Below are 11,404 nucleotides of genomic sequence, written 5' to 3'. Positions count from 1 at the left end.
TTAGAGGAATTGCCACAAGATACGATAAGCTAAAACGTAACTATCAAAGCGCTGTTGCTTTAGCTTGTATATTTATATGGTTGCCTCTTTAGCTCAATTTATCGGCTGTAAATGTCAACACACCCTATTATCGATAGACAAAACGACGCATACCTGCACGTAAGGCAAATGCGCCATGCATATATACGCCACCTAGCCAATACGGCACATTATAAATATCTTCATGGCGATATTTAACTAAAGCAAACTGAGCCAATAGTCCTTCAAAGAACATACCACCAAAAGCAAGCATGATGGCTAATATCAGTAGCCATGTACGCTCATAGCTAAATAACCAGCGAATAAAAAAGCTAATGTAAAAAATCCAACAAAGTGCTTCGGGATGAAAATTGCCAAATCCGCTGAGTATGTAGACGATGGCAAATAGTATTAGGCTCTCGACGAGTGGCGCAGTGCCGTCATGATGGCAACTGAGCTGAGTCATCACATAATGTTTAAGTAGTTGTGTAAGTTGAATATAGCTAAATGCCATGAAGGCAAAGGCAATAAAAAAGCCGGGGAATACCCACCAAGCCTGATGGAAAAATAATGGTTTGGGATAACTAAGCGTTTGGGTATAGACATGAATTGCATCGCAAAAAGTTGCGACGATTGCTGCCAGCAGGGCAAGTATAAATATGCCTGAGAATTGAGTGGTTCTCGTCATCATTCATCCTGAAAAGTGGGGTCTTTTTATTTTATGTGTTCTTTATAGTCTGATTGAGTAAAAAAGGCTAGGAATAAAGATGGTCGTAGTAATATTTTTAGTTAGCTACATGTGTACACATAAAAAATATGTAGCTTAGTTGGTTAGAGCCCCGTGCTTATAATGCAAGGGTCACAAGTTCTACTCTTGTTATAGCCACAATATTATGAAAAACCCACTCAGATTGAGTGAGGTTTATGCCTGAAATTTATGTTTGTTATTTTGTATGTCTAAAATTGCAGATTTTAATACTTGAAGGCAAATTTTTGCCGTTTCTTCTCTTGGTGAAAATTGCTCACTCATTTGTTGAAATGGGTGGATATAGTTTCTGAAATCTCTTAATTCTTTACTGAAACGATAGGTATCTTTTTCAAGTATTCCAATAGAGTGGGATACTTCGATAAAGTTATTTAGTGTCCATTGGTCAAAATTTTTAACTTTTCCATCTTTTTTAGGGCTTTGTCTGGATAAATTAAAAACTTTGGGGTTTAGAGATGCTATGTTTAAAAATAATCCTTCTAATGTACTACCTGCTAATAAAACGACTGATAAATATGCTTCAGCTTTGAAAGCTTTTTCTATTTCTTGCATTCTCTTATCAATTATTGGAACTAACGCTGGTATTAAATTGAGTTTAGAGCAATCAACATTGAACTCATGTTTGATAAAATTATTTTCCAGATTTTCTTCTTCAGTATTTAAATTTTCGTCTAAATTTACTTCACTAACTGATTCTATAAAAATCTCTGTGTTTCTTCGCGCCACACGAAATTTATCGAATTGAAGATATTTGTTAAAATTAGCTATTAGAGAATCGAGCCTTTTTAAATCATCCATGTAATTAATGGGATTAAAGAGTGTCTGAATACATATTTTTATCTTTTCAGTTTTATTAATTCTTCCTAACCGAAAATCTGTATATGCCCATCTTGCTGGAAAGCCCTGACCATAAGTATCCATGTAATCGAAGGTTGAGAAAAAATCTATAATTTTGGGACCTGATCGGTATTCGGTAGTTTCGTTAATTAGGTCGCGAAGTTTTTCCAGAGTTTTTGATGATAGGTGCATATTTATTAAGAATAATTATTTGAAATAAATATAACTTTTAACTTGAATTTTGTACATAAAGAAGTAGCGAATTAACATCATCCGTCTGCAATTGCTCCCGCATCTTTAAAAACTGCTTTTCATCTAAGTCATAAAGCTTAAGGGAAAGTAGTTTTTTGATATTTTCTTCAGGAAAGCGATATTTAATAACTTTAGCGGGCACGCCGCCGACAACTGCATAAGGTGGCACATCTTTAGTCACCACCGCGCCAGTAGCTACCACAGCACCTTCACCCAGTGTCACGCCTTGCATAATCATCGCACGTGAGCCGATCCAGCAGCCATCACCAATGATGGTGTCACCCGCAGGGACAAAACTCCGTGTATCAAACGGAAATGCCGAAATCCAGTCTGTTCGGTGGAGTTGGTTACCACCCATCATAATCACGCATTCTGCGCCAAAACAGACAAAATTACCGATATATAGCTGGTCTATCGGCTTCTCAGTTGTTGCGGGTTTATCGTGTAGATAACGCACCACACAGCGCTCAAAACCCTGATCCCAATATGCAGAATAATATGAATAATTACCTTTGATGTGAATATTTGGGTTCTTCACTGTTTTAGAGATGAACTCAAACTCACACCAATGATTGACAGGTGAATTAATCAATTTTTCAGACATAAGGTTTAATAGCAATAATGATTCGCGTGACTATTTTAGCTGACTCGCTATAAATGTCGACTATAGATAAAGACTTAAGCTCGTTTTAAATGCAGCAAATGCGTGGCTTGAGTATGTCGTAATCCATCCTTACGATTTGCAAAATAACGCTGAGTAATGTCATGTGCAGATAAATCTTCTAAGACCACATAACCCAGCTTTGTCACGGCACGGTGTAACTCATTACTGTGAATTGTCCCAATAATGGGTTCACTTAAAAAATAGGTAAATTTGGAAACAGCAAATGATCCGACACGCTCTATACCAGTTAAATCTTGATAGGGAATGGAATAATCTAAAACCAATTCGCTACCTGAGGCTGCAAATTCGGCAATGGTTTGCAAGGTGCTCATAGTTGTTTCTGGTTTTAAATAATGCGTTGTACCAAGCCAAGAAAAGAAAGCGGGTTGCTCAGTATCATAAGAACTCCGTTTTAAGGCATGCGCTAAATTTTCTTTCTCAAAATCAATCGAAACAAACTCAACATGGTCTGGAACATGCCCGAGTTTCTGTAGACTTTTTATTTTTAAAGCCTGAGTATCTGGGTGATCAACTTCAAAGATTTTAATATCGGAGTACTTCTGCGCTAAACGGAGGACAAAAGAATCTAGGCCAGCACCAATCAGCACATATTGTTTAATCCCTTGTTGTACTGCCATTTCTAATTGATCTTCGGCATAGCGTGAACGAGCCACCACCTGTGCAGTGAGTAATCCAAATGTTTGATTGGGTATTTTGCTATTTAACGCTTTTATACATGCACGATTTGAAAGCAGTCGACGCCAAATTGGACTGGTTAAATGAAAGGCATAAGGGTCGGAAAAAACAGGTTCGTTCGCATATAGATAATGATTTGCGCGAATGGCAGCAGCAGCTTGTGCTGTTCGGCTTGCATGTCAAAATTTCATCGTGTGTTATGACTCTTTTTGTTTAGATAATACTTTAATGAAATAAGCCATTTGAACAATGATGTATTCAGTCGACTATTGTTGCTGAACGTACATTTTGGTCATTCGATAGGATGCATTGGAATAAGCGAAAAACCTAGAACAATAAAAAACCCCTCAAAAGAGGGGCTTAAAATTGCTTATCTTAATGATTAAAGATATTCAACTTTAGAAATTTCATACTCAACTTCACCTTGTGGTGTGTTGATTTTTACATCGTCGCCTTCGTTTTTACCCAAAAGACCACGCGCAATTGGAGAGTTCACAGAGATTTTGTTGATTTTAAAATCTGCTTCGTCATCACCAACGATTTTATAAGTCTTTTGTTCTTCAGTATCTAAGTTTTCAATGGTCACAGTCACACCGAAAACCACACGGCCATTTTGCTCAAGTGATTTAACATCAATCACTTGGCAAGCACCCAATTTACCTTCGATATCTTGGATACGGCCTTCACAGAAACCTTGTTGCTCGCGAGCAGCGTGGTATTCAGCGTTTTCTTTCAAATCCCCATGTTCACGCGCTTCAGCAATTGCTGCAGTAATACGTGGACGATCAACACTTTTAAGTTGCTGTAATTCTTTCTCTAGGGCAATTTTGCCTTCGGGAGTCATAGGATAACGTTGCATTGTTGTCCCTCATGTTTGTAAAAAGAAAAAATCAGTAAAATTTTTACTGACCTAGAAATGAAAAAAAGCCCGCCACCGAGAGGTGGCGGGACTTCTCGGTAACTTAATTAACCTTTAGTAAGGTCTTGTAAGCGGTATACATCCATTGGCAATTTGATTGCTAAAGCTTGGCATACTGCATCAGCACCGTTAAGGGTAGTTGTGTAATACACTTTACCTTGTAATGCAGAGCGGCGGATCGAGAATGAATCTTCTTGAGCCTGTTTGCCTTCAGTTGTATTGATAATGAGGTGAACTTCGCCATTTTTCAAGCGGTCTACGATATTAGGACGGCCTTCAGTCACTTTGTTCACACGTTCACATTCAATACCAGCATCTTTAATCACATCATAAGTACCGCCAGTAGCGATCACTTTGAAGCCAAGATCTGTCAACTGTTTCGCAATACCAACAGCACGAGGCTTGTCAGAGTGACGAACAGATAAGAATGCATGTTTTACTTCGCCTTCCGTTGGTAGGCCTGGTAAACGGTCATTAGAGCCTAACACAGCTTTATAGAACGCTTCACCAAATGTTTTACCTACACCCATCACTTCGCCTGTAGATTTCATCTCAGGGCCAAGAATTGGGTCAACACCAGGGAATTTGTTGAATGGGAACACCGCTTCTTTTACAGAGAAGTGTTCAGGAATAATCTCTGTAGTGAATCCTTGAGATTCTAGAGATTGACCTGCCATACAACGTGCAGCAACTTTTGCTAAAGATTCGCCGATACACTTAGATACGAATGGAACTGTACGTGATGCACGTGGGTTCACTTCTAAGATGTATACGTCAGTACCTTTAACCGCAAACTGTACGTTCATCAAACCAATTACGCCAAGCTCTTTCGCCATAGCGATGGTTTGGCGGCGCATTTCGTCCTGAACTTCTTTAGATAAAGAGTACGGAGGAATAGAACATGCTGAGTCACCTGAGTGAATACCCGCTTGTTCGATGTGCTGCATGATACCGCCGATCACAACGTCTTTACCGTCAGATACGCAGTCCACGTCAACTTCAATCGCATCGTCTAGGAAGTGGTCAAGAAGTACTGGCGCTTCATTCGATGCTTGAACTGCATCACGTAGGTAGCGTTTCAATTCGTCATCGTTGTATACGATTTCCATCGCACGACCACCAAGTACATACGAAGGACGTACTACAAGTGGGTAGCCAACTTTAGCAGCTTCTGCCATACCTTCTTCAGCAGATTTTACAATGCTGTTGTTTGGTTGACGAAGTTGCAGACGTTGAATCATTTGTTGGAAACGTTCACGGTCTTCTGCACGGTCAATTGCGTCTGGTGATGTACCGATAATTGGCGCACCAGCTTCTTCTAAAGCACGAGCCAATTTAAGCGGAGTTTGACCACCGTACTGAACGATAATGCCTTTTGGCTTCTCGATACGAACGATTTCAAGTACATCTTCCAAAGTAATTGGTTCGAAGTACAAACGATCTGATGTGTCGTAATCTGTAGAAACTGTTTCAGGGTTACAGTTCACCATGATGGTTTCATAACCGTCATCACGCATAGCAAGAGCCGCGTGTACACAGCAGTAATCGAATTCGATACCTTGACCAATACGGTTAGGACCGCCACCAATGACCATGATTTTGTCACGGTTCGATGGGTTCGCTTCACATTCTTCATCGTAAGTTGAGTACATGTAAGCTGTATCAGATTCGAATTCTGCAGCACATGTATCTACACGTTTGTAAACTGGAGTTACGCCCAAGTTCCAACGGTGTTTACGGAATTGTTTTTGTGAAATGCCCATCAAGTCTGCAATGCGAAGATCTGATAAACCTTTACGTTTGAAAGAACGGATGTTGTCCGCGTTCAAATCACCAAAACCTAAAGTTTTGATTTGGTTTTCAGTTTTGATGATGTCTTCGATTTGAATCAAGAACCAACGGTCAATTTTGGTTGCTTCAAATACTTCATCAAGAGTGAAACCGTGACGGAATGCATCGCCTACGTACCAAATACGCTCTGGACCTGGAACTTTCAATTCAACAAGAATTTTCTCACGTGCGCCTTCAGTGCCCACAGCGATTTTTTCGTCAAAACCACATGCGCCCACTTCAAGACCACGAAGCGCTTTAGACACAGATTCTTGGAAGTTACGGCCAATGGCCATTACTTCACCTACAGATTTCATCTGAGTCGTCAAAGTTGCGTCAGCTTGCGGGAATTTCTCGAAGTTGAAACGAGGAATTTTCGTTACAACATAGTCGATCGCAGGTTCGAAAGATGCAGGAGTTGTGCCGCCAGTGATGTCATTTTTCAATTCATCAAGGGTATAACCTACAGCCAATTTCGCCGCGATTTTCGCAATTGGGAAACCCGTTGCTTTAGAAGCAAGGGCAGATGAACGAGAAACACGTGGGTTCATCTCGATCACAACCATACGGCCGTCTTTCGGGTTGATACCGAACTGAACGTTCGAACCGCCAGTTTCTACACCAATTTCACGAAGTACTGCTAAAGATGCATTACGTAAAAGTTGGAATTCTTTGTCTGTCAACGTTTGCGCAGGAGCAACAGTGATTGAGTCACCAGTGTGCACGCCCATTGGATCAAAGTTTTCGATGGTACATACAATGATACAGTTGTCGTTTTTGTCACGAACAACTTCCATTTCGTACTCTTTCCAACCAATTAAAGATTCATCGATCAATAATTGTTTAGTTGGAGAAAGATCGAAACCGCGTTCACAGATTTCAATGAATTCTTCACGGTTGTATGCGATACCGCCGCCTGAACCACCCATAGTGAATGATGGACGGATAATGACAGGGAAGCCGAAACGTGCTTGAATTTCAAGTGCGTGTTCCATGCTTTCTGCAACGTCAGCGCGAGGGCATTCCAAACCGATTTTGCGCATTGCGATATCGAAAAGTTTACGGTCTTCCGCTTTTTCGATCGCTTCTTTGGTTGCGCCAATCAATTCAACATTGTATTTTTCTAGAATACCGTTGGCATCGAGTGCAAGTGCACAGTTCAATGCTGTTTGACCACCCATTGTAGGAAGAACTGCGTCTGGGCGTTCTTTCTCAATGATTGCAGCTACAGTTTGCCAAGTGATTGGCTCGATGTAAGTGGCATCTGCCATAGCAGGGTCAGTCATAATGGTTGCTGGGTTAGAGTTCACCAAAATAACACGGTAGCCTTCTTCACGAAGTGCTTTACATGCTTGAGCACCTGAGTAGTCAAACTCACATGCTTGACCGATGACAATCGGACCAGCACCAATAATTAAGATGCTTTTAATGTCTGTACGTTTAGCCATGATGCTTCCTTAATTACTTCTTAGATGCTTCGATAAGTTCGATGAAATGATCGAACAATGGTGCGCAGTCATGTGGACCAGGGCTTGCTTCGGGGTGACCTTGGAAACTGAACGCAGGTTTATCTGTACGGTGAATCCCTTGTAGGGTTTGGTCGAACAGTGATTTGTGCGTAGCTTTCAAGTTTGCAGGTAATGTTTCTGCATCTACTGCGAAGCCATGGTTTTGCGAAGTAATCATCACAATACCAGTTTCCATGTTTTGAACAGGGTGGTTGGCACCGTGGTGGCCGTGAGGCATTTTCACAGTTTTTGCACCTGAAGCAAGTGCAAGAATTTGGTGACCCAAGCAAATACCAAATACTGGTACATTGCGAGCATCTTCTACAATTGTTTTTACAGCTTCAATTGCGTAGTCACATGCAGCTGGATCGCCGGGGCCGTTCGATAAGAACACGCCATCTGGATTCAATGCAAGTACGTCAGCAGCAGGAGTTTGCGCAGGCACGACAGTCAATTTACAACCGCGGTCTGCGAGCATACGTAAGATGTTGGTTTTGACACCGTAATCGTATGCAACAACATGGAATTTAGCTTCAGGCTGAGAGAAACCTTTACCTAATGTCCAAGAACCTTCAGTCCATTCAAAGCCTTCAGGGTCACAGCATTCTTTTGCAAGGTCTAAACCATTTAAACCACCAAAAGCGCGTGCTTTAGCTAAAGCTTCTTCTTCTGTAATGTTTTCGCCAGCAAGGATACAACCATTTTGTGCACCTTTTGCTCGCAGAATACGCGTTAATTTACGTGTATCGATGTCTGCAATAGCAACAACATTGTGTTGTTCAAGGTAATCACCAAGTGATTGCTCAGCACGGAAGTTGCTATGCAATAAAGGTAGGTCACGAATGATCAATCCGTTAGCCCATACTTTATGAATTCGACCTGACTCAGCGTCTTCATCATTACAACCTGTGTTACCGATATGTGGGTAAGTTAGTGTCACAAGTTGTTGTGCATAACTAGGGTCAGTCAAAATTTCTTGATAGCCAGTCATTGCTGTATTAAAAACGACTTCACCAGTCGTACTACCCGATGCGCCAATAGAAGTACCTTTAAAGATAGTTCCGTCGGCAAGGGCTAAAATTGCTGGGGTGCTCAAACCAAAGCTCCTGAAATTTAGGCTGTAAAAAAGCGAGAAGACGAAAAAAAAGGAAGGCTGCTTAAAAACCTACCCTCCTTACATCTGCTCGCTTGAACTTAACACGGCATTATACGCAGAAAGCCACTGAAAGTCCATCGTAAATATCAGGAATAAAGCAGATAAAGCGCTTGCATTTTAGAATAAAGTTTGGTTTTGCAAAATCTTAGAAAAATGTAAGCAATTAATTATTGTCAGACAAATCATAAATTAAAATTTATCAAAAAGCGCTAATGTGGGTCGGTCAGCAAAAACTATAGGTACAAAGTCATGGCAACACAACAAAAACAAACAGCGGCTAAAACCTCCCTGAAAGAAGTCGTTATCGAAGGTGCTGAAAAGCTTGAACAAGTTGCAAAAGAGGCAAGTGTTCAAGCCACAGAAGCGGTCACTGAAAGCAAAGAAAAGATCGGAGCAGAGGCAAAGCAGTTGAATGCCAGTGTGCAAGATCAATTGCGTCAGTTGAAGCAAGATGTATTGAATAAACTTGATCAGTTAAAAGTTCAGTTTGGTTCATCGCAAAAAGATTTTAGTGAACTCAAAGAATTTGTGAAAACTGAGTTTAATACTGTTATTGATGATCTTTCAAAACTTGGAAAAGAGCTGAAAGAAGATGTGACCCAAATTTCAGGAAAGCACAAAGATCATTTAACAGAAACATTTAAGCGTTCTAAGGAACATACTTTGGAAGCGTGGAAAAAAATTTCACCAGTGAAAGCTGAAGTTACGGATCAAACCACAGATCTTAAAAGTTAATTGTGAATGACATGAATTTTAAAACGCTTGAGCTAAGTCTAGTCATTCCAGGGAGCTGGATTCGGTGAGAGCGAATTAAACTTCAATTTAACGCTAAATATGCAAAAGGGAGTCATTAATGGCTCCCTTATTGTGAATGGTACATTTAAGTCCAAAATACTTATTTAAAATAAACAGGCAATAAAAAAGCAAAAGATCGTACTTTTGCTTTTTATTGAAGATCAAAACATCAAATGGTTTAGAACTGATGTAGCCAATCACGTTTGTTGTGAAAGTCAGCATTTGGACTACTATGCTGCATGGCATAGTACTGTTCACCTTGAGGGGTTTTCAGTACTGCAGTTAGACCAATATAGAGATCTTCCCATTTAAGTTTGTACTTCAGCATAAATTCTGTCAGATCAAGACTGACATTTAAGCCATAGTGCGTCCGTTTCAACTGATTCAGTTCAATATCGTAAGCAGCTTGTGGCGGCATATCTTCTGGATAGCGATATTCTTCAAACTGGTAAGCCTGCCAAGCTTGTGAAGGGGAGAGGTTGATTTCACGATAAAAGTCTTCATTGCGTACACCAATAAAAACTTCTAAGCAGGTCTGTTCCCACAAAAAATCGATTCGTGGGTGAGATGATACCAATTCTGGCCATTGAATCAGTTGGTTTGGGTCTCGAATCCAATAACCCACATTTAAAGTATATGGGCTTTGTTGTTCGATAGCACCAACGACTGATACAGCCTGAAAGCGACGATCAAAAGCGCTGAGTTCGAAACTTGCCATAAATGATTAGTTAGACAGGTGTGCGTAGCGAACAAGGTTAGACAGTTTTGCATTTTGTTTTGCCGCTTTGCGGTAAATCAAAGCAATCTTACCAATCGTTTGAACAACTTCAGAACCTGAAACAGTCGCAATTTCAGTAATCATTGCAGCACGAGCTTCACGGTCTTCTGCCACAACTTTTACTTTAATTAACTCATGGTCGTTTAACGCACGGTTTAATTCTTCAACAACGCTTTCTGATAAGCCTTTGTCCGCAACCATTACAACTGGGTTTAGGGTGTGACCAATTTGACGTAAGCGTTTACGTTCTTGAATAGATAAAGCCGCCATAAATATAACCTAATTTTAAAAACGACCTAGTATAGCAAAATCAAAGTTGAAGCGCTGTATTTAATCGGCATTTTCTCGATGAAGATTATTGAAAAAAACATGATTTAAGATGCTTTTTAGATACACATGTCTACTGCAAAAGTGCTGAATTTCACGTACAATCAAGACTGAGAAGTTTTTTTTATTTAGAGAGTTATGGCTACCCGCATTACTAACCAGAAATTATCCAAAAGTAGTCGTGACTGGATGCGTGAGCATCTTGATGACCCCTTTGTGAAAAAAGCACAAAAGGAAGGATATCGTGCGCGTGCCGCTTATAAATTGCTTGAAATTCAAGAAAAATACAAATTGATCAAGCCGGGCATGACCGTTGTCGACTTAGGTGCTGCACCAGGCAGTTGGTCGCAAATTGCCGGAAAACTTGTTGGTGACAAAGGTTTGGTTATTGCTTCTGATATTTTACCAATGGATGCTTTACCGGATGTGACCTTCTTGCAAGGTGACTTTCGTGAACAAGAAGTGTTCGATGAATTGTTAAAAATTTTAGATGGACGTACTGTAGACGTTGTAATTTCAGATATGGCCCCCAATACATCAGGTAATAAGGCTGTAGATCAACCGCGTCAGATCTATCTTTGTGAATTAGCAATCGACTTTGCTCAAAAGGTTCTTGGACCAAATGGACAGTTTGTTGTTAAAGTGTTCCAAGGAGTTGGATTTGATGAATACCGTAAGCAAGTTGTAGACACATTTGATGTGCTGAAAACAGCAAAACCGGCGGCTTCACGTGCTCGATCTAAAGAAGTGTTTTTAATCGGGCAGGGACGTAAGAAAGCTTTCAAGTAAAGTTTACTTGCCAACTCGTTAAAAATTGTGCATTTTGTACGTTTTTAAATTATTGCGAAGCTACTCTGC

10 protein-coding genes, 1 tRNA gene and 2 pseudogenes are annotated in these 11,404 nt (G+C 40.3%); 4 read left to right on the top strand and 9 right to left on the bottom strand.

Annotated elements, in window-relative coordinates; genetic code table 11:
* Positions 1-92: pseudogene (locus FTU38_RS00555) on the top strand (IS5/IS1182 family transposase); the annotation flags it as partial.
* 35 nt (positions 93-127) lie between these two features.
* Here FTU38_RS00555 and FTU38_RS00550 read toward each other — a convergent pair.
* Entirely contained in the window at positions 128-706 is a 579-nt protein-coding gene (locus FTU38_RS00550) for a hypothetical protein (protein ID WP_180107466.1), read from the bottom strand.
* Positions 707-833: 127 nt separating this feature from the next.
* On the opposite strand from FTU38_RS00550, the gene FTU38_RS00545 reads away from it, so the two are divergent.
* Positions 834-904 (top strand) — tRNA-Tyr (locus FTU38_RS00545).
* Positions 905-940: 36 nt separating this feature from the next.
* Here FTU38_RS00545 and FTU38_RS00540 read toward each other — a convergent pair.
* From FTU38_RS00540 to carA, 6 genes and pseudogenes are all read right to left on the bottom strand, one after another.
* Positions 941-1,705: a hypothetical protein gene (locus FTU38_RS00540; RefSeq protein ID WP_257221006.1), complete on the bottom strand. Its 765-nt coding sequence runs from the start codon at positions 1,703-1,705 to the stop codon at positions 941-943.
* A gap of 145 nt (positions 1,706-1,850) precedes the next feature.
* Positions 1,851-2,477 (bottom strand): CatB-related O-acetyltransferase, encoded by a 627-nt coding sequence (locus FTU38_RS00535; RefSeq protein ID WP_180106618.1) that lies wholly within the window; start codon positions 2,475-2,477, stop codon positions 1,851-1,853.
* Positions 2,478-2,551: 74 nt separating this feature from the next.
* Positions 2,552-3,409: pseudogene (locus FTU38_RS00530) on the bottom strand (class I SAM-dependent methyltransferase); the annotation flags it as partial.
* Positions 3,410-3,615: 206 nt separating this feature from the next.
* Complete coding sequence (gene greA / locus FTU38_RS00525; RefSeq protein WP_078192164.1) at positions 3,616-4,092, bottom strand: transcription elongation factor GreA; 477 nt, start codon at positions 4,090-4,092, stop codon at positions 3,616-3,618.
* 107 nt (positions 4,093-4,199) lie between these two features.
* Positions 4,200-7,430, bottom strand: coding sequence for a carbamoyl-phosphate synthase large subunit (gene carB, locus FTU38_RS00520; RefSeq protein ID WP_168378094.1), 3,231 nt, complete (start codon positions 7,428-7,430; stop codon positions 4,200-4,202).
* A 13-nt stretch (positions 7,431-7,443) separates the two neighbouring features.
* Positions 7,444-8,586, bottom strand: coding sequence for a glutamine-hydrolyzing carbamoyl-phosphate synthase small subunit (carA, locus tag FTU38_RS00515; RefSeq protein ID WP_168378093.1), 1,143 nt, complete (start codon positions 8,584-8,586; stop codon positions 7,444-7,446).
* A 309-nt stretch (positions 8,587-8,895) separates the two neighbouring features.
* Between carA and FTU38_RS00510 the strand changes: the two genes are divergently transcribed.
* Positions 8,896-9,381, top strand: coding sequence for a hypothetical protein (locus tag FTU38_RS00510; RefSeq protein WP_180110367.1), 486 nt, complete (start codon positions 8,896-8,898; stop codon positions 9,379-9,381).
* Positions 9,382-9,619: 238 nt separating this feature from the next.
* Here the strand turns inward: FTU38_RS00510 and FTU38_RS00505 are convergent, their stop codons facing one another.
* Together FTU38_RS00505 and FTU38_RS00500 are read right to left on the bottom strand one after the other, a co-directional pair.
* Positions 9,620-10,159 carry a DOMON-like domain-containing protein gene (locus FTU38_RS00505; RefSeq protein WP_180048743.1) on the bottom strand — a complete coding sequence of 180 codons (540 nt, stop codon included), beginning with the start codon at positions 10,157-10,159 and terminating at the stop codon, positions 9,620-9,622.
* A 6-nt stretch (positions 10,160-10,165) separates the two neighbouring features.
* Positions 10,166-10,489: a YhbY family RNA-binding protein gene (locus tag FTU38_RS00500; protein WP_078191340.1), complete on the bottom strand. Its 324-nt coding sequence runs from the start codon at positions 10,487-10,489 to the stop codon at positions 10,166-10,168.
* Between the two features lie 195 nt (positions 10,490-10,684).
* Between FTU38_RS00500 and rlmE the strand changes: the two genes are divergently transcribed.
* Positions 10,685-11,335, top strand: a complete 651-nt coding sequence (gene rlmE, locus FTU38_RS00495; protein WP_078192159.1) for a 23S rRNA (uridine(2552)-2'-O)-methyltransferase RlmE — start codon at positions 10,685-10,687, stop codon at positions 11,333-11,335.
* The last annotated feature ends 69 nt before the right edge of the window (positions 11,336-11,404 follow it).

The sequence above is a fragment of the Acinetobacter sp. YH12098 genome (assembly GCF_013419235.1).
In the GTDB taxonomy this organism is placed as follows: domain Bacteria; phylum Pseudomonadota; class Gammaproteobacteria; order Pseudomonadales; family Moraxellaceae; genus Acinetobacter; species Acinetobacter amyesii.
The sequence above is the reverse complement of the archived record's forward strand: the minus strand, read 5'-3'. Positions and strand labels throughout refer to the sequence as shown.

What these genes read in the sequence shown, in the direction of transcription:
- FTU38_RS00550 (WP_180107466.1), bottom strand. Translation starts at nt 706, where the DNA reads ATGACGAGAACCACTCAATTCTCAGGCATATTTATACTTGCCCTGCTG.
- FTU38_RS00500 (WP_078191340.1), bottom strand. Translation starts at nt 10,489, where the DNA reads ATGGCGGCTTTATCTATTCAAGAACGTAAACGCTTACGTCAAATTGGT.
- rlmE (WP_078192159.1), top strand. Translation starts at nt 10,685, where the DNA reads ATGGCTACCCGCATTACTAACCAGAAATTATCCAAAAGTAGTCGTGAC.
- FTU38_RS00540 (WP_257221006.1), bottom strand. Translation starts at nt 1,705, where the DNA reads ATGGATACTTATGGTCAGGGCTTTCCAGCAAGATGGGCATATACAGAT.
- greA (WP_078192164.1), bottom strand. Translation starts at nt 4,092, where the DNA reads ATGCAACGTTATCCTATGACTCCCGAAGGCAAAATTGCCCTAGAGAAA.
- carB (WP_168378094.1), bottom strand. Translation starts at nt 7,430, where the DNA reads ATGGCTAAACGTACAGACATTAAAAGCATCTTAATTATTGGTGCTGGT.
- FTU38_RS00535 (WP_180106618.1), bottom strand. Translation starts at nt 2,477, where the DNA reads ATGTCTGAAAAATTGATTAATTCACCTGTCAATCATTGGTGTGAGTTT.
- FTU38_RS00505 (WP_180048743.1), bottom strand. Translation starts at nt 10,159, where the DNA reads ATGGCAAGTTTCGAACTCAGCGCTTTTGATCGTCGCTTTCAGGCTGTA.
- FTU38_RS00510 (WP_180110367.1), top strand. Translation starts at nt 8,896, where the DNA reads ATGGCAACACAACAAAAACAAACAGCGGCTAAAACCTCCCTGAAAGAA.